The sequence below is a fragment of the Phreatobacter sp. genome (genome assembly GCF_051860605.1).
Classification (GTDB): Bacteria; Pseudomonadota; Alphaproteobacteria; order Rhizobiales; family Phreatobacteraceae; genus Phreatobacter.
Genome location: NZ_JBHYDR010000004.1, coordinates 1 through 25,309, shown reverse-complemented (window position 1 = coordinate 25,309; position 25,309 = coordinate 1). Strand labels below are relative to the sequence as shown.

The window sequence follows — 25,309 nt, the reverse complement described above, 5'->3', positions numbered from 1 at the left end:
CGATCAGACCACCGATAGGACCGGACTAGGCTCCAATCGGCGTTAACCAAATATTTCCGATTGCCCGAGTCCGCGACTCTAGACAGCCCCCGGGCAAATCGATTCTTATGCCCGTGATTCGGCGGGGCTGGGGCTTCTCTCCGGGCAGATTTTCAAGACTTTTCGGCGGGGAGAACCGGCGATGGAGCGCGATATGGCGCCCAGCGCGGAAGCGCGGATTCATGCTTCGGGACTGAGGGGCTTTGCACAGCCCATCGACGCCTCGCTCGAATCACGACTGACGCCTTACGAGCCGCTGCTGCGGCGGCTGGTTCCGTTCCTCATCATGGCGTTCCTGCTGGTGGTCGGCGCCGCCGCCGCCCTGCAGATCCACAACAGCCGGAACGAGACGCTTGCCGGACTGCGCGCCGACCTGACGACGGCCGCGGCCGCCGTCGATGCGGACCTCAATCACCGCATCAGCCTGACGGGCACGGATGCGGCCGCTGCGGTGCAGGTCGCACTCGAACTCACCGCCTCGCGTCTCGCCCCCCAGGCGGGCAGGCTGATCCTCGCCGAGGCACCGGACGGCACCATTGCGGCGGTCTCGCCGCCGGCACTGCGCGGCCAGCTGGTTGGGCGGCCACTCTCGTCCGTCCTGACAATCGGCGAGGCGGCCAACGGCTCCGTGCGCGAGGCCCGCATGACGGACAGCGCCACCGCCTATGTGGTGGTGCGCCCCCTGCGCGAACCCATGGCGCGGCTCTACGTGGTCCAGACCGTCGGTGCGGCGCTCGCGCAGTGGTGGCGGGCGTCGCTGCTGACCGGCACATTGTTCGCCACGACGGGCCTGCTGCTCTTCATCATCGGCATCGCCTTCCATATCCAGACCATGCGGGCAGCGACCGCCGACATGATCAACCAGAACGCCCGGACCACCATCGATGCGGCCCTGCAGAGCGGCAGTTGCGGCCTGTGGGACTGGGAGATCGGCACCGACCGGATGTACTGGTCGGCCTCGATGTTCGAGCTGCTCGGGATGGCCGGCCGAGAGGGCGTGGTGACGCTGGCCGAACTGGAGCCGCTGCTGCATCCCGACGACGGCTATCTCTCCGGCATCGCCTCGATGACCGAAGTCGATGTCAGCATCACCGTCGACCTGCAGTTCCGCATGCGCCATGCCGATGGCCGCTGGCTGTGGTTCCGGGCGCGCGGCCGGGGCCTGTCGGTTGCCGGCGTCGCCCATCCCCGCTTCGTCGGCATCGTGGTCGACATCACCGAGCAGATCGCGCTGGCCGAACGGAACGCGGCCCGCGACCAGCGCGTGCGGGAGGCCATCGAGACCATTTCCGAAGCCTTCGTGGTGTGTGACGACCAGGAACGGATCGTCGTCTGCAATTCCAAGTTCCGCGAGCTGAACGGACTGACGGAGGAGAATTCCCGGCCCGGCACGCGCTATCAGGATGCCCTCGCCCGCGGCGGCGGCATCCAGGTCATCGACGGCCGCGTCCTGGCGACCGGCAATGGCGAGGGCGCCCGCGACCTCGAGGTGGAACTGGCCGACGGACGCTGGCTGCAGATCAGCGAACGGCGCACGGAATGCGGCGGCTATGTCTCGGTCGGCACCGACATCACCGCGCTGAAGCTTCACGAATCGCAGATCATCGCCAGCGAGCAGCGCCTGCGCTCCACGGTTTCGGACCTCCAGCGCAGCCAGTATGCGCTGGAAATGCAGACCCAGCAGCTGGCAGAGCTGGCCGAGAAATATTCCGAGCAGAAGAACCAGGCCGAGGAAGCCAGCCGCGCCAAGTCCGAGTTCCTGGCCAATATGAGCCACGAGCTGCGCACGCCGCTCAATGCCATCATCGGCTTCTCCGAAGTCATGAAGGACGGTCATTTCGGCCCGATCGGCGCCCCGAAATACCTCGAATATGCCCATGACATTCACGACAGCGGCTGCTTCCTGCTGTCCGTGATCGACGACATCCTCGACATGTCGCGCATCGAGGCCGGCCGCCTCAAGCTGGCGCCGGAACCGATCTGCCTCGACGAGACGCTGGACGAGACCATGCGGGTCATCGGCAAGCTGGCCGGCGACAAGCAGATCCTCATCGAGGCGGAGATTCCCGACGGGCTGGGGCTGGTCGCCGACCGGCGGGCGATCAAGCAGATCGCGCTGAACCTCTTGTCCAATGCGGTGAAGTTCACCCCGGCCGGCGGCATGATCTCGGTCCGGGCCCGTAAGATCCGCGGCGTCATCACGCTCGCCATCGAGGATACCGGCGTCGGCATCCCCCGCAACGCGATCCGCAATCTCGGGCGGCCCTTCGAACAGGTCCAGAGCCAGTTCGTCAAGAATCACAATGGCTCGGGACTGGGTCTGGCCATCGCCAAATCGCTCGCCGAGATGCATGGCGGATCATTGAAGATCCGCTCCGCTGTGGGCCGCGGCACCACCGTCCTGGTCCGCCTGCCCGAATGCGAGCCCTCCCCTGCCACCCAGCCGGCCTGATCAGACCGGACCGACGATCCTCTCGAACACCTGCCTGACCGCCGTCTGCACCTCGCCCACATGCGCGTCGAGCGTTGCAAAATCCGGCAGCTCGCCCGCCCTGGCGAGCAATTGCCTGAGGCCCGGCGCCGCCGTCTCGGGATCGAACCCGTCCACAAGGCAGAGCCGGATGATCTGGGTGAGGCGCTGGTAGAGCCGGCAGGCCGCCCGCAGCGTGTCGCCGTCGGCCGGCGTCAGGAACTCGGCGGCGGTTGCCTTGTCGAGCACCCGCGCGGTGTTGGTGTCGAGTATGTCGGGGTGCTTGTGACCGTGAACGAGTTGCAGCGCCTGGGCGATGAACTCGATGTCGACGAGGCCGCCGCGGGCATATTTCAGGTCCCACCGGCTGTCCTCGCCCTTGTCCTCGGCGATCGCCCGGCGCATGTCGGCAATATCGGCGAGCGTCTTGCGCGCAGTGCGTTTCAGGGTGAGCACCTGCCGGATGGCCTTGTCCACCTCCACCGCAAAGCCCGGCGAGGCCGAGATCACCCGCGCGCGCGTCAGCGCCATATGCTCCCAGGTCCAGGCCTCCTTGAGCTGATAGGCGCGGAACCCGTCGAGATGGGTCGCCACCGGGCCTGAACGACCGGAGGGTCGCAGGCGCAGGTCCACCTCGTAGAGCACGCCCTCGCTGGTGGGGGCCGACAGGGCGCTGATCAGGCGCTGCGTCAGGCGCGAGAAATAGTGGCTGCCGACCAGCGGCCGCGGCCCGTCCGAGGCATTCTCCTTGGGGTCGTGGTCGTAAAGCAGGATCAGGTCGAGATCGGACCCGGCTGTCATCTCCCGTCCGCCGAGTTTTCCCATGGCGATGACGGCGGTGCGCATGCCGGGAATGGTGCCGTGGGCCTCGATCACCCGCTTCGTCACATGGCGATGCAGGGCGACGATGAGTTGCTCGGCAAGGCGGGCGAAGGCCTGGCCGGCAGCCTCCGCCGAGACCGTTCCGGCGAGCACCCGCACGGCGGTGAGGAACAGCTGCTCCTGGCCGAAGATGCGCGCCCGGTCGAGCAGCTCTTCCGGATGGCGGGCCAGCGACAGCGTTTCGGCCAGGCGACGGGCCAGTTCCTTCTCGCCCGGAAGGTCGTCGAAGAAGGCCGGCTCCAGCAGGGCATCGAGGACATGGGCGCGACGGCCGAGGAGATCGGCAAGGCGTGGCGCCGACCCGAGAATCTGCGAGACGAGCTCCAGCATGTCCGGATGGGCCCGCAGGATCGCCAGGAGCTCGATGGGCTGCGAATGGCGCGTCAGCAGGCGGTCGAAGGCCCTCAGCCCGAGATCGGCATCGACCGTGCGCGACAGCGCGTCGATCAGCGCGGGCGCGAGTTCGGCAACGCGCTCGCGGGCCTCCTTCGCCCTCAGGCCCCCCTTTCGCGCCTGCTGCCAGGCGAGCACGGTGGAGGCCGCCTCCCCCGGCTCGGAGAAGCCCATGTCGCGCAGGGCGGCAAGCGTCGAGGGTCTGGGAGGGCTGGATCCAAGATCCACCGTGCCCTTCACCTCGGCCAGCGGCGGCAGGCTCTCGAACAGGCGCGCATAGGCGGCCTCCACGGGCTTCAGCTGCTCGACAAGAGCCTCCGCAAAGGCTGAGCGGTCCTTGTAGCCGAGGAAGCGGGCAATGCGCTCCACGCCCTCCGCCTCCTCGGGCAGGCTGTGGGTCTGCTCGTCGGCGACCATCTGCAGGCGATGCTCGACACCGCGCAGGAAGCGGTAGGCGACCGACAGTTCGTCGCGCGTGCGCTCGCTGACCCAGCCCTGGCCGGCCAGCAGATCGAGCCCGCCGATGGTCTGGCGCACGCGCAGCGCCGGATTGCGGCCGCCGGCGATCAGCTGCTGGCTCTGGACGAAGAACTCGATCTCGCGGATGCCGCCGCGACCGAGCTTGATGTTGTGCCCCTCGACGGCCAGCACGTCATGGCCGCGGAAGGCGTGGATCTGCCGCTTCATGGCGTGGATGTCGGCCACGGCCGCGTAATCGAGATATTTGCGCCAGATGAACGGCTGGATCTCGGCGAGAAGCGCCTCGCCCGCGACGATGTCGCCGGCGCAGGGCCGCGCCTTGATGAAGGCCGAGCGCTCCCAGGTCTGCCCCAGCGTCTCGTAGTAGTGCAAGGCGGCCGGCGTCGAGATCGCCACCGCCGTGGCGCCGGGATCGGGGCGCAGGCGCAGATCCGTGCGGAACACATAGCCGTCGGCCGTGCGCTCCTGAAGGATGCGCACAAGGCGCTGGGTCAACCGCACATAGACCTGCTGCGGCTCTCGGCCGGCCTTCATCGGCGCCTTGTCGGGGTCGAAGAAGACGATGAGGTCAATGTCGGAGGAATAGTTGAGCTCGCCCGCGCCGTGCTTGCCCATGGCCAGCACGATATAGCCGCTGTCGGCCTCCGGGGCGGCCGGGTCCTTCGGCTTCAGCGTGCCGTTGCCGGCAAGCTCGCGCATCAGGTGGGCGACCGTCTCGCCGACAGCCAGGTCCGCCGTGCGGGTCAGGGCCGCCGTCACCTGCTCCAGCGACCAGACGCCCGCGATGTCGCAGAGCGCGGCGAGGAAGGCGACCGCCGACCGGAACGTGCGCAGAACCGAGCCGATCGCCTCGTCGCTCCCCGCTGCACGGCAGGCCGCCTGCGCCTCGGCCGCCAGTGCCTCGAAATGGGTGCCGGGCGGAAGCAGCAGCGAATCGCGCAGCAGCTCGGGCCGGTGCGTGGCAATCGCCGACAGGAACGGCGAATGGGCCAGGATGCCGGCCACCAGCGCGCGCACCCTGGCTGGCTTGAGGACCTTCTCCAGCTCGGCGGCGACCGCGCGATCCTCGATTCCGCCGAGATAATCGGCCAGCAGCCGTGATGCCGCCGCCCCTTTCGGCAGGACGGGCGCATGAACAACGCGCGGGCCAAGCGGCTGGTCGTCGTCAGGAACGGATACTGGCTGGGCTCTGGTCATCGCCCAATCGTGGCAGACGCAGCGCCACCCGCAACCCCGGCCGATTGTCGCCGAGTTCCAGCCGTCCGCCATGCAGCCCCGCCACCGCCGCGGCGAGGCTCAGCCCGAGGCCGGAGCCGGGCCGCGAGCGCGCGGTTTCCAGCCTGACGAAACGGTCGATGACGCGGTCGCGGTCGGCCTCCGCAATGCCGGGTCCGCGATCGGCGACGACCAGCACCGCCTCGGTGCCCTCGACCGTCACCGTGACCGACACGTCCGGCGGCTGGCCGTCGATCGTGCCGTGCTTGAGGGCGTTGTCGACGAGATTGGCCACCACCTGGCCGAGCAGTTCGCGGTTGGCCTGCACGACGGCCGGGGTGACCGCCACGGCAAGACCGCCGCCGGCCTCCTCGGCCACCGGTTCGTAGAGTTCGGCGACCCCGCTGGCGATCTCGGCAAGGTCCAGCGGCTCCATGCCCTCGCGCTGGTTCCCGGCCTCGGCGCGCGCGATCATCAGCAGGGCATTGAAAGTGCGGATCAGTCCGTCGGAATCCTCGATGATGCCGGCAAGCGCCGCCCGGTTCGCCTCCTGGTCGCCGTCGCGCCTGAGCGCGTCCTCGGCGCGGTTCCTGAGGCGCGTCAGCGGCGTCTTGAGGTCGTGGGCGATGTTGTCGGAAACCTCCTTCATGCCGCTCATCAGCGCCTCGATGCGGCCGAGCATGGCATTGACGGCATCGGCGAGGCGGTCGAGCTCGTCGCGCGTGCCGGCAATCGGCAGCCGGCCGGTCAGGTCGCCGTCCATGATCCGCCGCGACATGTCGGTCATGGCGTCCACGCGCTTGAGCACGCGGCGGGTGACGAAATAGGCCCCCGCGAGCCCCAGCAGCAGCGCGATCACGAGGGTCAGCCGGAACCCGCGACCGAAGATCTCGCGCATCCGGTCGCGCTCGTCGAGATCGCGTCCGACCAGCAGGCGGAACCCTCCCGGCAGGCCATAGACCTGGGCGATGGCCCGGTGCGGCGAGGTGGCCGCCGTCTCGTCCGGCCGGCGATAGTCGGTCTCGATCCAGCCTGCGCGCTCCAGCGTGCCGGCCGGCAGTTCCCCGATATTGCCGCCGATGGTCTCGCCGGTGAAGCTCGCCACCAGATAGAGCGAGGCGCCCGGCCGGCGGGCGCGCTCCTCCACCACCTCGACCAGCCGGCGGATGCCGCCCACCGCATATTGCTCGGCAAGGCCGCGCACCTCCGCCTCGACCGTCTCGGTGATCTGGTCGGTGACGAGGCGCTGGGTGGCAAAGCCCAGCCAGCCGATGACCAGCCCGGCATAGAGGACGAAGACCAGGAGATAGGCTGCAAGGATCTTGAACGCCGTCGTGCGGAGCAGCGTGCGCAGTCGTGTCACGCGCGCACCGTGTAGCCCGCACCCCGGACGGTGTGGATCAGGGGACGTTCGAAGCCCCTGTCGATCTTGGAGCGCAGCCGCGAGACATGGACATCGATGACATTGGTCTGCGGATCGAAATGATAGTCCCAGACATGTTCGAGCAGCATGGTGCGGGTGACGACCTGCCCGGCATTCTTCATCAGATATTCGAGCAGGCGGAACTCGCGCGGCTGAAGGACGATTTCCGAGCCGTTGCGGGAGACGCGGTGGGACAGCCGGTCCAGCTCCAGATCGGCGACGCGATAGACCGTCTCGGGAGCGCCCGACGTGCGCCGGCGCGACAGCACCTCGACGCGCGCCAGCAGTTCGGAGAAGGAATAGGGCTTGGGCAGGTAGTCGTCGCCGCCGGCCCTGAGGCCCTTCACCCGGTCGTCGACCTGGCCGAGGGCGGACAGGATGAGCACCGGCGCCTCCCGGCCCGAGGCGCGCAGTTCGCCGATCACCGACAGGCCGTCGCGCTTCGGCAGCATGCGGTCCACGACCAGCACGTCGTAGGGACCGTCAAGGGCCATGGCCAGACCCTCCTCGCCATCGGCGGCGTGGTCGGCGACATGGCCGGCTTCCCGGAAAGCCTTGACGAGATAGGCGGCCGCGTCGCGGTCGTCCTCGATGATCAGAATCCGCATGGATCGCATGTTACACGGGCTCGCAAACCCTGCGCCAGACAAGCCGGGCCGCGCCGGAGCGCCGCCAACAGGGAAACGAGGCGGCCAGGGGTCAGTCCTGGCCGCCTCGCTCGAGACAATCCGGCCGGCGGGGGGCGACTGGGGATGCCGGTCCGGATCATCAATGGGTCGCGGCGGGCGCGGGAAAGGTTCATGCGCCCGCCGCATTTTTTTCAGCCACGCCCGATCGGGATGGCCACGAAGTGCTGGCGCTCGCCGGAGCGGACCCGCAGGAGCACCGTGTTGCGGCCCTCCGTGCGGGAATTGGCCAGGGCCTCGCGCATCTCGCGGATGTTCGACACCGTGCGGCCGGCAACGTCGAGGATCACGTCGCCCTCGCGGATGCCGCGCTGGCCGGCGGGACCCGACGGATCGACCTCGGTGACGACGAGGCCGCCGCCGCGGTTGCGCGCGGGCTCAACCGAGAGGCCGAGACGCGGGGCATCAGGGGCCTGGGGCGTCGCACCGAATTCGCCGCCGCGGTCCGAACCACCGCGCCGCTGGCGCAGATCGTCGCCGCGCGAGGCCTGGCGGGCATCTTCCAGCCGGCCCAGCGTCATGGTCACGGTGCGCTCGGCGCCGTCACGCATGACCGTCAGGCGCACCTCGGTGCCGGGGCGGACGCCGGCGATGCGGCGCGACAGCTCGCGGGCATTGCGGATCGGCTCGCCATTGACCCCGACGATGACGTCGGAGGGCTTCAGGTCCGAGGAGGCGGCCGGGCTGTCCGGCTGGATGCCGGCCACCAGCGCGCCCTCCGGCTTGGACAACCTGAGGCCTTCGGCAATCTCCGGCGTGACCTGCTGGATCTGCACGCCGATCCAGCCCCGCTGCACCGAACCGTGCTCGCGCAGGGAGGCGATGACGTTCTGCGTCGTCTCCGCGGGGATGGCGAAGGCGATGCCGACATTGCCGCCCGAGGGCGAGTAGATGGCGGTGTTGACGCCGATCACGTCGCCATTGGCGTTGAAGGTCGGCCCGCCCGAATTGCCGCGGTTCACCGCCGCGTCGATCTGCAGGAAGTCGTCATAGGGGCCGGAGCCGATGTCGCGGCCACGGGCCGAGACAATGCCGGCCGTGACCGTGCCGCCGAGCCCGAACGGATTGCCGACGGCGATCACCCAGTCACCGACGCGCGGCGCCTGCGGGGCGAAGCGCACGAAGGGGAAATCGGTGCCCTCGGCCTTCAGCAGGGCGAGGTCGGTGCGCTGGTCGGTGCCGATGACGCGGGCGCGCAGGGTGCGGCCACCGTCCATGACCACCTCGACCTCGGTGGCGTCACGCACGACGTGGTTGTTGGTGACGATGTAGCCATCGGCCGAAATGAAGAAGCCGGAGCCCTGGGCCACGGCGCGCGGGCCGCCACGCGGACCGCCGGGACCGCCCCAGCGCGGGCCGCCCGGACCCGGATTGCCGAAGCGCGGGCTGTCGGGACCCGGATTGCCGGGACCGAAGCGCGGATCGTTGCGGAACTGGTCGCCGAAGCGGCGCATGAAGCGCTCCATCGACTGGCCGTCGTCGTCCTGGCCGGGCAGGTCGCGGAAGGTCATCTGCGAGCTGGCCGCGGGCGCGCGGGTGACACGGACCGCAACGACGGCCGGCTTCACGCGCTCGACCATGTCGGCGAAGGAGAAGGGCTGGCTCTGGGGGGCGCCCTGGGCGATGGCGCTCGACAGGAAGGGCGCGGGGGCCGGCAGGAGCGTGAGGGCGCCGACGCCGAGCGCCGCCGCGGCGGCGGTGCCCAGGAATGCGGCACGCAGGCGATTGGTCATGATGGTCTCCATCCAGATCGGGGGCACGGTGATCCCATGCATGGGCGCACCATGGCCGAGGCCGGATTACGCCACCCTGTCGGGGAGATTACGATTTGGTAAGGTTGTCAGGCCCCGCCGGGCCGGCACGATCAGGAGCGCAGGGCCCTGTCGAGCTTTGCCTGCTCCTCCGCCGTGAGCGGGGCGGGCTCGGCCGGCGGCTCGCGGCGGCGCCGGCGCAGGACCAGCACCAGATAGGCAGCTCCGCCGAGCAGGAAGGCGGCCGGCGCACCCCACAGAACCAGCGTGTGCCAGGCAAGGCGCGGGCGCAGCAGCACGAACTCGCCGTAGCGCGCCACCAGGAAGTCGAGCACCTGCCGGTCGGAATCGCCGGCGCTCAGCCGCTCGCGCACCAGAACGCGCAGGTCGCGGGCGAGCGGGGCGTCGGAATCGTCGATCGACTGGTTCTGGCAGACGAGGCAGCGCAGGTCCTGCGACAGCGCCCGCGCGCGCGCCTCCAGCGCCGGGTCGGGCAGACGCTCGCCGGGCAGCGCGGCCATCGACGGCGTCGCCGGCAGGACCAGCGACAGCGCCAGCAGCAGGATCGCGAGGGCGCGGGTCATGGCCTCACTCCGCCGGCTGGACGGCAGGCGGACGGGCCGCCGCCGGTCGCGGCGCGCCGACCCTCAGGCGGCGGTCGGACAGCGACAGAATACCGCCGAAGATCATGACCAGCGTGCCGAGCCAGATCAGCAGCACCATGGGCTTGTAGAACAGCCGCAGCGCGATGGAGCCGCCCTCCCCGACATCGCCGGGCGAGACATAGAGCTGTGAAACACCCCGCGTCCACAGCGCCGCCTCGGTGGTCGGCATGTTGCGCGCGGTATAGACCCGCTTGGCCGGCTCCAGCGTGCCGACGAAGACGCCGCCCTCGCGCAGCGACAGGCGGGCGACGAGATCGCGATAGTTCGCCCCCTGGACCGGAGCCAGGCCCTCCAGCCGTACCTCGTAGCCGGCGATGGAGGCCGTCTCGCCCGGACGCATCTGGACGATCTGCTCCTGCTTGTAGGCCGTCTCGCCGACGATGCCGAGCAGCATGACCCCGACCCCGGCATGGGCAAAGGCCGTGCCCCAGATGGAGCGCGGCAGGCCGCGGGCGCGGGCGAGGCTGGTTGCGGCCGGTGCCCGGAACAGCTGGGTGCGCTCGATGATGTCGAGGAAGGCGCCGACGATGATATAGGCGGCAAGGCCGATGAAGACCGGCGCCAGCACCGGCCCGCCGGCCGTCGCGGCCGCCAGGATCATCGCGGCAAGCCCCGCCCCGAAGGCGAGCATCAGCCGCTGGGCGACGCCGAAAAGGTCGCCGCGCTTCCACGGCAGGAACGGGCCGAACACCATGGCCAGCAGGAGCGGCACCATGAGCGGGCCGAAGGTGAGGTTGAAGAAGGGCGGGCCGACCGAAATCTTGGCGCCGGTCAGCGTTTCCAGCGCCAGCGGATACAGCGTGCCGACGAAGACGGCGGCGCAGCCCGCGCTCAGGAACAGGTTGTTGAAGACCAGCGCGCCCTCGCGCGAGACTGGCGCGAAGATGCCGCCCTGCTTCAGGAGCGGTGCGCGCCAGGCATAGAGAGCCAGCGAGCCGCCGATGAAGGCGACCAGGATCGCCAGGATGAAGACGCCGCGCTCGGGATCCACCGCGAAGGCATGAACCGAGGTCAGCACGCCCGAGCGCACCAGGAAGGTGCCGAGCAGCGACAGCGAGAAGGTGAGGATGGCCAGCAGCACCGTCCAGACCTTCAGGGCCTCGCGCCGCTCCATGACCACGGCCGAGTGCAGCAGCGCCGTGCCCGCCAGCCAGGGCATGAGCGAGGCGTTCTCCACCGGGTCCCAGAACCACCAGCCGCCCCAGCCGAGCTCGTAATAGGCCCAGTAGGAGCCCATGGAGATGCCGGCGGTGAGGAAGATCCAGGCGGTCAGCGTCCAGGGCCGCACCCAGCGCGCCCAGGCCGCGTCGATCCGGCCCTCGATGAGGGCGGCAACCGCGAAGGCGAACGACATGGAGAAGCCGACATAGCCGATGTAGAGCAGCGGCGGATGGATGGCGAGGCCGACATCCTGCAGCAGCGGGTTGAGGTCGCGGCCCTCGATCGGCGCCGGCACCACCCGCGCGAACGGGTTCGACGTCTTGAGCATGAACAGGAGGAAGGCCGCGGTGATCCAGCCCTGCACGGCCAGCACATTGGCTTTCAGCGACAGCGGCAGGTTGCGCCCGAACAGCGCCACCAGGGCGGAAAACAGGGCCAGGATCAGCACCCAGAGCAGCAGCGAGCCCTCGTGGTTCCCCCAGACGCCGGAGATCTTGTAGATCAGCGGCTTGGTGGAATGGCTGTTCTGGAGGACGTTCTGGACCGAGAAGTCGGAGACCAGATAGGCGTGGGTCAGGGCGGCGAAGGACAGCGCCACGAAGGCGAACTGTCCGAGCGCCAGCGGCCCGGCCGTTCCCATCAGCACGGCATCGTTTTTCCGCGCGCCCCAGATCGGCACCACCGACTGGATGAGGGCAAGTCCCAGCGCCAGAACCAGCGCGAAATGACCGATCTCAGGCGACATCAGCGCGTGCCTCCCGCAGCCGGTGCGCCGGCCGGCGTCGCATTGGGGTTGGGGGCCGGGTCACCCGGCTTCCAGTGGCCCTGCCGCTTGAGGCTGTCGGCCACCTCCCGCGGCATGTAGTTCTCGTCGTGGCGGGCCAGAACGCTGTCGGCGCGGAACCGGCCGCCCGGCTCCAGCACGCCCTCGGTGACCACCCCCTGCCCCTCGCGGAACAGGTCCGGCAGCACGCCCCGATAGGCCACCTGCATGGTCGCCCGCCCGTCGGTGACGACGAAGGCCACCTCCATGTTCTCGCCGCGCCGGACCGAGCCGGATTCGACCAGCCCGCCGAGGCGGAAGCGGGTGCCGGGCTGGACATTCTTCTCCACGACGTCGGTCGGCGAATGGAACAGGGTGATGGATCCGGACAGGGCATAGAGGACGAGGCCGGCGGCAATGGTCAGCACCGCGCCCATCGCGCCGATCAGGATCAGCCGCCGCTGCTTGCGGGTCATGCCGCCTGATGGCCGGCCACCCGACCAGGAGCTTCCTGTCGCCGTCATCCGCCGATCCCCAGTTCGCGCATCAGCGCGTCGAGACGGGTCATCTTGTCAGTCTCTGCGCCAAAATGCTCGCGCGCCTTTGCCGCGGCCTCGCGGGCCCGCGCACCCTCGCCGAGCACGGCGTAGGAACGCACCAGCCGCAGCCAGCCCTCGAAATCGCTGCCGTCGGCGGCAAGGCGCGCCGCCAGGCCGTCGACCATGCCGCGGATGGCTCCCGACGTGACCTGCGGCGGTGGCGCGGCGGGCGCCGCCGCCTGCGGGCCCGTGGCCGGCGGAGCGGTCGGCGGCGTCTGCGATGCCTCAGGCGACGAGCCGTCCAGACGGGCGATCTCCCGCCTCAGGAGATCGAGCCAGGGCGCGCCCTGCGGCGCGACGCTGACAAGGCGCGCCCAGATGCGCCGCGCCTCCTCCGGCTTGCCATCCTGTTCGGCGGCAAGGCCGAGGAAATAGCCGGCCTTGGGATGGTCGGGCTCGAGGGCCAGGGCGCGGGCGATGCCGGCCTTGGCCTCGACGGTAACGACGCCCTGGGCCTGGACGATCTGCGCCTCGGCAAGGTCGGTCTCGCGGTCGGCGGTAGAGCCGAGCAGGCGCAAGGCATTGGACCGCGCCCGCACGGCATCGGGGATGCGGCCCATCAGCAGATAGACCGGAGCGATCACCTCCCAGCCGCGACCGTCTTCCGGACGGGTCGACAGATGCGCCTCGATGCGGGCGACCAGGCTGGCATAGTCATTGCGGTCGGGCACGCCCTGCAGCCGCTGGGCCAGCGGCTGGGCCGGCACGCCGGGCTGGCCGCCGAGGCCGTAGCCGACCGCAGCAACCAGCGGCAGCACGACAAAGGCGGCGACGGCCACGATGCGGCGCCGGCGCGTGCCGTCGCTGCCGGCTGCGCGGCCTTCCTGCGCGTCCGCCGCGATCAGGCGGCGCGAGACCTCGATGCGCGCCGCGCTGGCCTCGGACTTGCCGATCAGTCCGGCGGCAAGGTCCCTGTCGATCTCGGCGAGCTGGTCGCGATAGACCTGCGCGCCCGAGCCCGAGGTCGCCGCAACCCGGCTCCCTGCCCGCGCCAGCGGCGCGAGCACGAGGACGATGGCGGCGGCGGTCATCGCGGCGAAGACAATCCAGACGGTCAAGGCGGCGGCGGGTCCAGATCAGGAGGACGGAATGCAGCCACAGACTGCCATCCGGTGTCGCGGAGAGATAGAGCAGCGACGGGATCGCGACAATGCGTCGGAGGTCACGCCCGCGCGATCTTGATCCAGATCAGCGGCTCACCGCCCGTTCTTGCCGCTCTGGATCGCAACATCGGCCGCCTTCTGCAGGAGTTGCGCGTAACTCGGCCCGAAGATGCGGGCGGAAAAGCGCACCGCCGCATCGATCTGGCTGATCTTCAGCGCGCGGTCGATATCGGGCTGCTGGCGGATGTTTTCCATCAGCTGGGTCAGCGTCGGATCGAGATGGGCCTGGATTTCCGAATGGACGCGCAGGGTGAGTTCGTTGAGCGCGATCTCGGAGGCATAGGTGCGGCAGGTCGCCAGGAGGTCGAGGCGGGTCTCGAGCTCGGCGACCGTGTCGGGCGGGATCGGCGCCATCGGCTGGTCGCCCTTCTGGCGCGGCCGCAGCAGCCGCCGCACCTGACCGGGCAGGCTGTCGAGTTCGGCTGTCAGGAGGCTGGCAAGCTCCGCGCGCAGTTTGGCCAGCCGGCGCTGCCAGGGCCCGTCCCCCGCCAGATGCATGTCGGTGCGCAGCGAGCGCGCGGTATCGTGGAACTCCTTGACCGCCCGCGCCAGCGCCGCGAAGCGGAGTTCGCGAACCGCGGTCGTCGCCCGGATGGACGCCCGTTCCAGTTCGCAGATGACAAGATCGACCGCCGACCGGTAGGGGCTCGCGGCGATCTTCGAGGGGTCGTCGGATTCGGCGATCGAGACCGCCAGCCGGACCACCTGCGCCCGCTGGGACAGGCGGTTCTGGATCAGCGCCAGGCAATAGGGGATGAGATCGGGCCGGCTGGCGAGAACCGGGTCGAGGATCGCCCGGGCATTGGCCAGCCCCTCCTCGGCGAGGTTGCGGATCGTCGGCGGCAGCTTCGACACCGGCATCGTCATTGCCGCATGGTCGGTGAGGATGCGCAGGATATCCGGCAGTTCCCTGAGGATGCGCTCCTCGTTCAGCCGGCCGATCAGTTTCTGGTGGGCCTGGGCATTGCGGGCGGCATGATCCAGCGCGGCCGAGATCGCCGGTACGGCGCGGGCGAGGAATTCGCCGACCAGCAGGGACAGCGCCGTGTCGTCGTCTCCTGCCTCGTCCGCCGCCTCGGCGAAGGCGGCCGCGTCGGCCGGCAGCAGGTCACGCGCAAGCCAGGTCCAGACCGGTGCAAGCGAGGCCCTGGCGATCCGGCCGGCGACGCGGGTCTCGACCACCTCGTCGATCAGGAAGGGTTCGAGCGGCCGGAACAGCGCGCGGGCGCCTGCCGCCTCGCGGCGGGCGATCTCCTCGGCATTGGCCGGGGGGCGCGGGCGGGAGGCCAGCTGAGGCTCCGGGGCCGGGCCGCGGATGGCCGCGATGATGAGATCGCCGCCGGGCACATCCTCGCCGCGCCGGCGCGCGTTCTCGATCTCGCGCACCAGCATGGTCTTGGCCGTGTCGGGGAGCGCACCCAGATAGGTTCTCAACCGCTCCAGCGGCGAAGGAGCGGCCGCGCGGTCCCCTCGATCAGCGGAGGCAGGCTGGGTCATCAGGACCCGACCTTACGGCAACACCGTTAAGAAGAGGTGGCAGCCCCGGCCGCCGGAGGGCGCGGGGCCTGCCGGATCGCGGCTTTTGCCTGCGATCAGCCGACCGGCGTCCAGCTGCCGTCCGGGTTGCGGCAGGCGGTGCCGACGGCGGTCTGCGGCCGGCCCTGGATGTAGATCGTGTGGGTGTATTCGCGGCAATAGACGGCCCCGCGATAATAGGTGCGGCCCGGCTCGACATAGCCATAGGCCTTCTCGCTGCGCCATTCGGAGCGGCGGCCCTCGACCCAGACCACGCGCTCGGCCTCCATGGCGCGGGCGCGGTCCTGTTCGTCGAGATCGCGGCCGATGGCATTGCCGATGAGGCCGCCAATGGCCGCGCCGGCAATGCCGGCGGCCAGACGTTCGCCCGGACCACCGCCGAACTGCGAGCCGATCAACGCGCCGGTGACGGCACCGATGGCCGTGCCGGACTGTTCACGGGTTTCACAGCCGGCAACGGCCAGGCCGATGACGGCGGTCGCGGCGACGAGACGGAGGCGCGAGGGGCGAAGGCTCATGGCGGATTCCACAGGGACGATGGCATCGGAATCGCCCACTTGAGGAGCGGGCGACGGGACGCGGCGGAACAAGCCTCCCGATTGCGGCGAAAGCCGGGCAGTCGGGCGGCCTGTCAGGCCGGCAGATCGTCAGGCGGTGGGCAGGCGGATCGCCGCCCGCACGCCGCCCTGCGGCGAGACCGACAGCGCCAGGTGCCCGCCATAGAGGCCGGCAAGGTCCGAGACGATGGACAGGCCAAGGCCCGAGCCAGGCTTGGTCTCGTCCAGCCTGCGGCCCCGGCGCACCACCTCATCGCGCTCGGCGGCGGTCAGGCCCGGCCCGTCATCGTCGATCATGATGGTGGCGAAGGTCCGCTCGGAGAGAGGCTCGCCCGGCTCGCGCACGGCGGTGACCTGCACGGCGCCTTTCGCCCATTTGCAGGCATTGTCGACGAGATTGCCGACCATCTCCTCGAAATCCTGCCGCTCGCCGCGAAAGGCCAGCCCCTCGGGCAGGTCGACCGCGATGGCAAGGTCCCGCCCCCGGTGGATCTTCTCCATGGTGCGCGCCAGCGCCTCGACCACCGGGCGGATCTCGACGACGCCGGAAACCACCCGCGCCCGCGCGGCAGCCCGCGCCCGGTCGAGGTGGTGGCCGACCTGGTCGCGCATGATCCGCGCCTGCTCGCTCACCTTCTGCGCCAGCATGTCGTCCCGGCCGGCGGCCTCGTTCTGGATCACCGAGAGCGGTGTCTTGAGGGCATGGGCGAGGTTGCCGACATGGGTGCGGGCACGGTCCACGATGGCGCGGTTGTCGTCGATCAGCGCATTGACCTCGAGGGCCAGCGGGGCGATCTCGACCGGGAACGAACCCTCCAGCCGCTCGCGCTCGCCGGCACGGATCGCGGCCAGCCCGCCGACCAGGCGCTGCAGCGGGGCAAGGCCGACGCGCACCTGGAACAGCGACGCCAGCGCCATGCCGAGGGCGAGCAGCACCAGCGCGATGATGAGGGTGAGATTGAACTCGCGCAGCGCCATCGTGATGTCGTCGGCGGGGCCGGCCACCAGCACGACGAAATCGCCGTCCTCGCCAAGCTCGATGGTGCGCTCGACCGCGCGCAGGCGCAGGTTGTTCGGCCCCTCCACATAGCCCTCGCTCGAGCGGGTCGGGCCGGCCTCGCTGGTCTCCGAGCCGAGCCGCGGCAGGCGGCCGTCGAACAGCGAGCGGGAAGCGCGCACCTCGTTGCGGCCGGCATCGAAGCGGGTGATCTGCCAGTACCAGCCGGACTGCGGCAGCTCGAACAGCGGCTCGCCGAGATTGGCGCCGATGGTGGTCTGCGGGTCATCGACCACGCCGGCAATGTCGGCGATCAGCAGCTTCACATAGACGCCGAGGCGGCGGTCGAAGCCACGCTCCACCGCCGTGCGGTTGACCGCCGCCAGCACGATGCCGGTAATCGTCAGCAGGACGACGGCAAAGGCCAGCGCCAGCAGCAGCAGGCGCCGCGCCAGCGAGGGAGCGCGGGCAGCGGCGATCATGGTTTCAGCCCGGGCCGGGCGGCTGCAGGATATAGCCGAGGCCGCGCACGGTCTGGATCACATCGACGCCCAGCTTCTTGCGCAGGCGCCCGATGAAAACCTCGATCGTGTTGGAATCGCGGTCGAAATCCTGATCGTAGATGTGCTCGACCAGTTCGGTGCGCGAGACCACCTTGCCCTGCTGGTGCATGAGATAGGCGAGCAGCCGGTATTCGTGCGAGGTCAGCTTGACCGGATTGCCGTCGACCGTGACGCGGCCGGCGCGGGCATCGAGCCTGACCGGCCCGCAGGTGAACTCGTTGGTCGCCTGGCCGGCCACGCGCCTGAGCAGTGCGCGCAGGCGCGCCAGCACCTCCTCCATGTGGAACGGCTTGGCGACATAGTCGTCGGCGCCGGCATCGAAGCCCTGCACCTTGTCCGACCAGCGATCGCGGGCGGTGAGGATCAGCACAGGCATGGTGCGGCCCGAGCGGCGCCATTGTTCCAGCACCGAGATGCCGTCCATCTTGGGCAGGCCGATATCGAGCACGACGGCGTCATAGGGCTCGCTGTCGCCGAGATAATAGGCCTCCTCGCCGTCGAAGGCCTTGTCGACGGCATAGCCGGCATCGGTCAGCGCGGAGGTGATCTGGCGGTTGAGGTCGGGATCGTCTTCGACGACGAGCAGGCGCACGGCTCTCGGTCTCCTGGGCGAAGGCTTCGGTCAGCGCGCCTGGTCGAGATGGCCGCTGCGGGCATCGAGTCGAAGCCGCATGACCTTGCCACGCCGGTCGACCACTGTCAGCAGGTAGACGAGATTGCCGCCCGAGCGGCACAGGCGGGCCCTGACCACCTCGCCGCGATGTTCGGGCCGCAATTGCCGCGTGATCTGGCCGAGCGGCACCGCCTGCCCGGCCTGCACTGCCTGCCGGCGCTCGGGCGGCGACAGGCAGGCCTGCGCACAGGCAGGCCCCGCCATCATGGCCAGGGCGAGAGCGAGAGCGAGGCGGCGCGTCAGGGTCATCTCACGCAGGGTGCTGGCTCGCACGCGAGGTCAGGAGCACGCGAGGACTGGGATCGGGAAGGCGTCCGCTCCGGCGGGTGCGGCACTGGACGGCACCCTTAGGGGGACGGTCTGAACGGCGGATGAATGGCCGTTCATCAAGACGTGAGCTTCCGTGTCGCGGCAACCCGGAACACGAGGGTTCCGACGAAGGCGAGGCCGGTGGCCACCTGCAACAGGGCCTCGGTGAGCGCGCCCTTGTCGATCAGCGCGGTCTCGACGCCGAGGATGGAGGCCAGGAGGCAGCCGAAGCCGACGAGGCTCGACCAGACGGTGCGGCTCAGAAGAATGGGTTTCAGGTCGGTCATGGCAGGTCCTTCTCTCAAGGGATGGCGGGGGGTGGGGCATGTCCGCGGCCGGGCACCGCCCTAAGGCCTGAGCGCCGCCACGGCTGGCTGGCCAGGTCCGGCGGTTGCCGAGATCTGGCTGACGCGCAGTTGGAGAACCGTCTGGGGACCGCCGAAATCGGCGGTCTCGTCGGAGGCCGGATAGAGGAAGGCGGGCGTGGCGGTTTCGGCAGAGCGCCGGACCGTGCCGCCCCCGTCGAGGATCGCGACGCCATAGCGCTCGGTCGCCTCGGCGAGCGGCACGTCGGGCAGGTCCCAGGCATCGCCGCCGATGCGCGTGCGCCGCAGCCATCCGAAGGTGACGCCGTCCGCACCGCGCCGGGCCGACAGGTGGACCGGCGCGAGCGGGGCGAGCGCTGCCAGCCCCGCCGTCGCCTCCACCTCCGCCACGGCCGGATCGGCGGCGAGCAGCACCGCCGACCCGACCCGGTAGCGGAACGGCCGGCCGATCAGGTCGAGGCCCGTGCCGAGCGGCACCATCGGACCGTCGAGCAGGACCACGCGCGCGCCCGGCGCGACCGGGCCGATCCGGTGCTCGGTGCCCTGCTGGCCGCGGATCAGGTGACCAAGTGCGTAGGTTCGCTCGGCGACCAGCACGGCATCGCGGAACTGGACGATCTCCCAGCCGTCCGGGTGCTCGACCGCCAGCGCATTGGCGCCGGCCAGTACCTCGGCCTCCGGCCGTCCGGTCAGCGCGCCGGCGACGAGTTCCACGGTCAGAGACGCACCCCGGTCCCAGCGCCAGGGCCAGCCGGGGCCGAGGGCGGACAGCGTCCGGCCCATGGTCGCGCGCCGTTCGAGAACCGCCACGCGCTCGTCGCCCAGCCCCTCACCGCCCCGCCAGACCGCATGGGGACCCCGCCAGGGATCGGCCGCCGCAGCCAGCCATTGCAGCACCGGCGGATCGGCATCGGCGAGGGTCGGCAGATCGAGCACGGCGACCATCGGGCGGGCATGGCCGGGCGGCAGGGCGAAGTCGCGGGCGAGCGACGGCAGTCGCCGGGTCCTGACCGGCGCCGCGAGGCTCCCGGCCTCTGCCCGGCGCATCAGCGTGCCCTCAAGCCGGGCGAGGCGGACGTCGAGGGCCCGCCCACCGTCGTCGAGCCGCACCACGTCGCCCGGCTCCAGGGCGATCAGCGAGGGCGGCAGGGCGAAGGCCGCCTGCTCGCGGCCCGACCAGAGCGCGTGCAGCAGCGCCTCGGCGCGCACCGCTATGTCGGCGGGATCGGCGGCCGCGGCGAGCGCCGTCACCGCCACGCGGCGGCTGGCGCCGGTCAGCCGGCGGCTGGTCACGGCGGTGGCACGGAAATCGGCATCCGGCTCGTTGAAGGCGATCGACAGTTCGGCGGGCAGGTCGTCGTCCTGCCGGCGGGTCAGCGCGAGCGGCGGGGCGCCGTCCTCCTCGACCAGCCGGTCGGACGGAACGGTGCCGGCCGGCGCGGCTGCACTGGAGGAGAAGACCAGCCGGTCGCCGCGGGTCACCAGATCGACGCCGAACACGCGGGCGAGCGGCTCCAGCGCATCGCGGGCACTCACCGGCCGGTCGACGACGAAGCCGTCGAGAACGCCCTCGACGCCCGAAACCTCCACCGCGCTGGCCTCCTCTGCGCCGATCCCGTGATCGGCGAGGACGGCGCGGATGAGGTCGCCCACGGGCGCTGCGCCCAGCCGGCCGTTCAGCCAGTGGCCGGTCTCCCAGTTCGGCCCGTCGGCCCACACATCGCCGGCGCGTGGGAAGGCCGGCCAGGGCCGGGCATCCCAGGCCCAGAGCGCGATGGCGTCCGGGTCGATCATCCGCCCGCCATAGAGGGGCGAGACCGGATTGTCGGCATCGGCCGCGCCGAAGGCGGGGTCGAGCCGGCCGAGCACGGCCTCCAGCGCCCGGCGCTGGACGAGGTCGTCGCGGCCGCCATTGGAGAAGGGCGGCAGGCCGCTCTCGCTCGATTTCGGATCGGGAAAGACCGAGGGGCGGTTGGCGCCGCGATCCACCGCCGGCACGCCGAACTCGGTCAGCCAGACCGGCTTCGACATCGGCACCCAGGCGGTCGGCGCGGTTTCCACGCCGGCGATGCGCGCGACATGCGGCTCGCTCCACCAGGCGCGGATGTCCTTCTGCCGGTGGACCCAGGGCTTGCCGAGACCGTCGGTGATCGGCGTGCGGATGCCCGCCGCCCGGTCGGCATCGGAGGCATAGAACCAGTCGAAGGCCTCGCCGGCGGTGAGGCCCGCCGCCAGCGCCGAAGCGTCCCATGGCGAGCCCGGCGTGTCGTCGCGGTGGTCGGCGAGCGGGGCATAGAGGTCGATGCCGACCGCGTCGATGTCCGGGCTTGCCCAGAGCGGATCGAGCGGAAAGACGAGGTCGTCGCCGCGCTGGTGGGCGCCATATTCGGTCCAGTCGGCGGCATAGGTGAGCACCGTCTCCGGGAGCAGCGCGCGCACCTCGCCGGCAAGCTCCACGAGGCCGGCGACGAAGGGATGGTCCGCGTCCGACCGCACCCGCGACAGCCCGATCATCTCCGACCCGATGGCAAAGGCATGGACCCCGCCGGCCGCCGCACAGAGCCCGGCGAGATGCAGGACGAAGCGGCGATAGCGCCATTCGGCCGGGCCCGAATAGGTCACGGTGCCGGCGCTGACCGCAAAATCCTCCGCCGTGGCCGTGCCGAGGAAGTCCGCCACCTCATCGGCCGCCACTGTCGTGCCGTCCGGCGTGCCGGGCCGGCCGGGGGCTGGCGTCACGGTGATACGGCCGCGCCAGGGATGGGCCGGCTGCGCGGCGGCGCCGCTCCACGGGTCCGGGAGGTCATTGCCCGGCGGAATGTCCATCATGACGAAGGGGATGAGCGTCACGGCGAGCCCGCGCGCGGTCATCTCGGCAATCGCGCGGATCACCGTGGCGTCCGAGGGCGAGCCGCCATAGGCCGGCGCACCGTCTGCCTCGGTGACCAGGCGGGCCGTGGCGCGGGTCTCCCCCGCCACGCTCCAGACAAGGCCCGTGACCTCCTTGTCGCGCCGCTCGACGGCCGGGCGGATGGTGCAGGTGCCGGCCCGCAGGTCGTCGCCGAACCAGGCGACCACCAGCGAGACGGACCGCAGGTTCGGGCAGAGCGCCTGCAATTCGTCCAGCGAGGCCACGAAATCGGAGGCATCCCGCGTCGTGTGGCGCGTCTCCGGGGCCGCCCGGCCGAAGCCGAATTCGCGCGCGTGGACCCCCGGCTCGTAGCCGAACTCGGTGGCGCCGGGAATGATGACGGCTGCCCGGATGCGCTGCTCCAGCAGACCGACCGGGCGGATCACCTCGAAGGCCAGTTGCGGAATGCGGCTGCCATAGGGGTCGAGGTCCATTTGCTCGAACACGACATGGGCAAGGCCGCGATAGGCCGGCGTGCCGCCTGCCCCCTCGGCGGCGACGATCAGCGGATCGGCCTCCTGGTCCTCCGTGCCGCGGTGGACGCGGAAGGTGACGGTGGACTGGTCGAGTTCGCGGCCGTCGGCCCAGATCCGGCCGATGCCGGCGATCGGCCCCTCGCAGAGCCCGACGGCGAAACTCGCCGTGTAGCTGTAGCTGCGCGGCCGCGCGCCACCCTTGCCGCCGCCGGAGGCATGTTCGGTGAGCCTCGTCGCCCAGATCACCTGACCTGCGACGCGCATGCGGCCATAGACGCGCGGCACCGGCGCGCCCTCCGTGGAGGACAGGACGTCGAGTTCCTTCAGCCGCGGCCCGTCCGGCGCGCGCGGCCCGAACAGGGCGCGGTCGATGACGGCCCCGGCCACGGCGCCGGCCAGCCGGCCGGCCAGCGCGCCGGTGGCGCCGAACGTGCCGCCGAGCGCGGCACCGGCAAGGGAGAGAACCAGCGCGGCCATCAGGGCGTCTCCTCAAGGTGGGGATAGGCGAAGCAGAAGGCGATGCGCCGCCGCCACCAGGGGGCGAAGGCGACCTCGGCGACGGCTGCGCCGTCATGGGCGTGGATGAAGGTGGTCGGCCCGCTCAGGATGGCGCAGTGCCGGGCCGGCAGGTGCGGGCGCCAGCGCAGCAGCACCACGTCGCCCGGTCCGGCCTGTTCGGGGTCCAGCGCCGCAAGGTAGCGCCCGGCCGCCTCGGCCAGCGCCTCCTGGCCGAGGGTCTCGGCTCCGTCGGGCGAATAGGGCGGCACGAAACAGGGCTCCGGGCCGATCAGGTCACGCCAGACGCCGCGCACCAGCCCGAGGCAGTCGCAGCCGAGGCCGCGCAGGGACGCCTGGTGGCGGTAGGGCGTGCCGATCCACGCGCGGGCGGCCGCGACGATCTGTTCGCGTGTGGGCATGGGGATAACCGGGGGTGGAGGGTGTGGAAGAGCGATGGAGAGGCTGTGGAAGGGCTGTGGGCGGTCCGCGTGTCGGACCCTCGCCCCACCCGCACCCTCCCCGCTCCGCGGAGAGGGGGACGACGGTGTCGCGGCCATTCATCGACCGTCGCGCCGGGCCCGACCGTTGAGGAGGGGATTCGCGTCGAAGTCCCCCTCTCGGCGCGCAGCACGGGGAGGGTGCGGGTGGGGCCGACGACAGGTGCCCGCCGGACCAGCTCAGCCGCCCTCGCCCGGCAGCGGCACCGAGACGATGCGGTCGATGCCCGGCATGTGCGGGAAGCCGCGGAAATTCGCGGCATTGGCGAAACGGTCGCGGCAGGTGGCGAAGCGCTTGTCGCATCCGGCCGTGACCTGCACCTGATCGCCCGGTGCGACCGGTTCCGGAGGCGGCTGCCAATGCGACAGGCGCAGCCCGTCGGTCACCGGCGTTTCCCCGGCGATCTCGACGGCAAAGCCCGCCGCCGCGCCGGTCAGCACGACCAGCCGGCCGCCGGTCAGGTCGCCCGGGCCGAAATCGTCCAGCCCGGTGCAGGTGAGGCCCGTCGCATCGGCGGCGATCACCGTCGCTTCCGCAGTCAATCCGGACAGGTCCACGCCGCAGAAGCCATCGCCGAGGCTGGCGGCGCAGCGCGGCGTGTAGAGCCGGCCCCTCTCGGCGTCGAGCGCCTGGGCCGGCGAGCGCAGTTCGGCCCGGAAGGCATGGCCCTCGCGGGTGATGTCGCCGAGGGTCATGACCTGCAGCAGGACCGACAGGCCGGGCTCGGACCAGTCGGCGAGATGCACCTCCACCCGCGCGCCGTCATAGCGCCCGGCGCGGATATCGGCGGCCGTGATCGCCGCATCGACGAGCGCACCGGCAATCTCGCCGGACCCGACCGCGAAGCCGAGCTTCTCGGCGGCAGCCGCCGCGTCGAAACCGGCGGCCGCGCGGCAGGTGACGCCGTTCACGTCGAGATCGCGGTCATGGTCGGTGAAACCCAGCACCATGCCGTCGCGACGGCGCAGGATCCATGCGATGGCAAGCGTCGTGCAGCCCGTATCGAGACGGTCCTGCAGGGCGGAGGAAAGGGTGCGCATGAAACGCCTCGGGCTGGTCGATGGGCGGGCGGGCGGGCATTTTTGGATGCCGGTGATTGCTCCGGAGAACGGAGAACGATCTGCAACGCCCCACCCGCACCCTCCCCGCTTCGCGGAGAGGGGGACTTCGACCGCGTGCCGCATCCCGGCCGTGGGGCCTGGCGCGACGGGTGCAGGATCGGGTGCAACGCCGTAGTCCCCCTCTCCGCGAAGCGGGGAGGGTGCGGGTGGGGCCGATGGTGCCACGCTTGCGCCGTGACGGGCCGCCCTCACACCCTGATCTCGATCAGCGGGATGGACGGGATCTCGCCGGCCGCGAAGGAGGTGAGGTTGACCTCCAGCCGGTCGGTGTCGAAGCGCACCGGCACGTCGAACAGGAAGCCGGCGGTGATGGCGGCGCCCTCCCCCGGCGGGCTGGCAAAGGTCACCAGCCCGGTCGCCGGATCGAGGGCGAAGTCCTCCGTCTCCACGCCGCCGATCGCGACGCGAACCGTGGCCGCCACAGGCTTGACGATCGGCCGCACATAGGCAGCCGGCCCCGCGCCATAGGTCCTGGCGAGGGCGAACGCGACCGTCTCGCCATCGCCCGTGCCGATCGGCTGATCGGTCGGCGAGGGCGCGGCGCCCGGTGGGCCGGAGGCGTGGTCCAGCGGGTCGCGGAAGCGGAAGCCGTGGAGGCGGCCGCGCCGCTCCTCGAAGAAGGCCACCACCGCCTGCAGACCCCCCAGCGTCTTGACGCCGTAGCCGGCATCGTAGCGGCGGCGGGAATGGGCCCAGCGGGCGTTACGCTCCTCCCGGCCGGAGCCGAGGCGGACGATGTCGGTCAGCCGTTCCGGCCCGCCCGAGGCGCCGAGCGCCACGTCGAGCGGAAACAGCACCTCGTGAAAGGGGCTCATGGTTCCTCCGTTTGATCTCGGGCAGGGCCAGTTGATCGCGGGCAAGGCAAGGGCTGGCGGGAGCGGCGGTCACCCGCATCCGGGGCTTTGCGTCCTTCGAGGCTCGCTCGCGCTCGCACCTCAGGATGAGGAGGGGGAGTGGATTGCACGACCGGCGCGTTGATGGGCGGCGGACGCGCGTCATCCGCCACTGATGCCAAACTCCACCATCCTCATCCTGAGGTGCGAGCGCGACGCGCGAGCCTCGAAGGACGCACGACCGGCGTGCAGACCCGTGGCCCATCAGACGGTCCGGGCCCCACCCTTACCCTCCCCGCGTCGCGGCGTGGGGGGGGTTGG

19 protein-coding genes are annotated in these 25,309 nt (G+C 70.9%); 1 reads left to right on the top strand and 18 read right to left on the bottom strand.

Annotated elements, in window-relative coordinates:
- The first annotated feature begins 181 nt into the window (after nt 1-181).
- Nucleotides 182-2,491 carry a PAS domain-containing sensor histidine kinase gene (locus ACTIFS_RS07995; RefSeq protein WP_439573549.1) on the top strand — a complete coding sequence of 770 codons (2,310 nt, stop codon included), beginning with the start codon at nt 182-184 and terminating at the stop codon, nt 2,489-2,491.
- Here ACTIFS_RS07995 and ACTIFS_RS07990 read toward each other — a convergent pair whose 3' ends face one another.
- From ACTIFS_RS07990 to ACTIFS_RS07905, 18 genes are all read right to left on the bottom strand, one after another.
- On the bottom strand, nt 2,492-5,461 hold the full coding sequence (locus tag ACTIFS_RS07990) for a bifunctional [glutamine synthetase] adenylyltransferase/[glutamine synthetase]-adenylyl-L-tyrosine phosphorylase (protein WP_439573548.1): 2,970 nt from the start codon (nt 5,459-5,461) through the stop codon (nt 2,492-2,494).
- A complete protein-coding gene (locus tag ACTIFS_RS07985; protein ID WP_439573547.1) occupies nt 5,430-6,842 on the bottom strand; it encodes a sensor histidine kinase in 1,413 nt (470 codons plus the stop codon). Before ACTIFS_RS07985 ends, ACTIFS_RS07990 begins: the two co-directional genes overlap by 32 nt.
- A complete protein-coding gene (locus ACTIFS_RS07980) occupies nt 6,839-7,510 on the bottom strand; it encodes a response regulator transcription factor (protein WP_439573546.1) in 672 nt (223 codons plus the stop codon). Before ACTIFS_RS07980 ends, ACTIFS_RS07985 begins: the two co-directional genes overlap by 4 nt.
- A gap of 212 nt (nt 7,511-7,722) precedes the next feature.
- Entirely contained in the window at nt 7,723-9,321 is a 1,599-nt protein-coding gene (locus tag ACTIFS_RS07975; RefSeq protein WP_439573545.1) for a Do family serine endopeptidase, read from the bottom strand.
- A gap of 131 nt (nt 9,322-9,452) precedes the next feature.
- Nucleotides 9,453-9,923 (bottom strand): cytochrome c-type biogenesis protein, encoded by a 471-nt coding sequence (locus tag ACTIFS_RS07970; RefSeq protein WP_439573544.1) that lies wholly within the window; start codon nt 9,921-9,923, stop codon nt 9,453-9,455.
- A 4-nt stretch (nt 9,924-9,927) separates the two neighbouring features.
- Nucleotides 9,928-11,910 (bottom strand): heme lyase CcmF/NrfE family subunit, encoded by a 1,983-nt coding sequence (locus tag ACTIFS_RS07965; protein WP_439573543.1) that lies wholly within the window; start codon nt 11,908-11,910, stop codon nt 9,928-9,930.
- Nucleotides 11,910-12,404 (bottom strand): cytochrome c maturation protein CcmE, encoded by a 495-nt coding sequence (ccmE, locus tag ACTIFS_RS07960; RefSeq protein WP_439573901.1) that lies wholly within the window; start codon nt 12,402-12,404, stop codon nt 11,910-11,912. The genes ACTIFS_RS07965 and ccmE overlap by 1 nt, the downstream gene beginning before the upstream one ends.
- Before the next feature lie 44 nt (nt 12,405-12,448).
- Entirely contained in the window at nt 12,449-13,585 is a 1,137-nt protein-coding gene (ccmI, locus tag ACTIFS_RS07955; protein WP_439573542.1) for a c-type cytochrome biogenesis protein CcmI, read from the bottom strand.
- A 138-nt stretch (nt 13,586-13,723) separates the two neighbouring features.
- Complete coding sequence (locus ACTIFS_RS07950) at nt 13,724-15,187, bottom strand: hypothetical protein (protein WP_439573541.1); 1,464 nt, start codon at nt 15,185-15,187, stop codon at nt 13,724-13,726.
- 95 nt (nt 15,188-15,282) lie between these two features.
- Complete coding sequence (locus ACTIFS_RS07945) at nt 15,283-15,744, bottom strand: glycine zipper 2TM domain-containing protein (protein WP_439573540.1); 462 nt, start codon at nt 15,742-15,744, stop codon at nt 15,283-15,285.
- 129 nt (nt 15,745-15,873) lie between these two features.
- Complete coding sequence (locus ACTIFS_RS07940) at nt 15,874-17,262, bottom strand: sensor histidine kinase (protein WP_439573539.1); 1,389 nt, start codon at nt 17,260-17,262, stop codon at nt 15,874-15,876.
- Nucleotides 17,263-17,266: 4 nt separating this feature from the next.
- Nucleotides 17,267-17,935: a response regulator transcription factor gene (locus tag ACTIFS_RS07935; RefSeq protein ID WP_439573538.1), complete on the bottom strand. Its 669-nt coding sequence runs from the start codon at nt 17,933-17,935 to the stop codon at nt 17,267-17,269.
- A gap of 30 nt (nt 17,936-17,965) precedes the next feature.
- Nucleotides 17,966-18,265 (bottom strand): PepSY domain-containing protein, encoded by a 300-nt coding sequence (locus ACTIFS_RS07930; protein WP_439573537.1) that lies wholly within the window; start codon nt 18,263-18,265, stop codon nt 17,966-17,968.
- Between the two features lie 137 nt (nt 18,266-18,402).
- Nucleotides 18,403-18,612, bottom strand: a complete 210-nt coding sequence (locus ACTIFS_RS07925; protein ID WP_439573536.1) for a hypothetical protein — start codon at nt 18,610-18,612, stop codon at nt 18,403-18,405.
- A 60-nt stretch (nt 18,613-18,672) separates the two neighbouring features.
- Nucleotides 18,673-22,515 (bottom strand): baseplate multidomain protein megatron, encoded by a 3,843-nt coding sequence (locus ACTIFS_RS07920; protein WP_439573535.1) that lies wholly within the window; start codon nt 22,513-22,515, stop codon nt 18,673-18,675.
- Nucleotides 22,515-22,955, bottom strand: a complete 441-nt coding sequence (locus tag ACTIFS_RS07915; protein WP_439573534.1) for a peptidase P60 — start codon at nt 22,953-22,955, stop codon at nt 22,515-22,517. Before ACTIFS_RS07915 ends, ACTIFS_RS07920 begins: the two co-directional genes overlap by 1 nt.
- Before the next feature lie 258 nt (nt 22,956-23,213).
- A complete protein-coding gene (locus ACTIFS_RS07910) occupies nt 23,214-24,074 on the bottom strand; it encodes a DUF2163 domain-containing protein (RefSeq protein WP_439573533.1) in 861 nt (286 codons plus the stop codon).
- A gap of 269 nt (nt 24,075-24,343) precedes the next feature.
- Entirely contained in the window at nt 24,344-24,970 is a 627-nt protein-coding gene (locus ACTIFS_RS07905; protein WP_439573532.1) for a phage distal tail protein, Rcc01695 family, read from the bottom strand.
- Between the last annotated feature and the right edge of the window lie 339 nt (nt 24,971-25,309).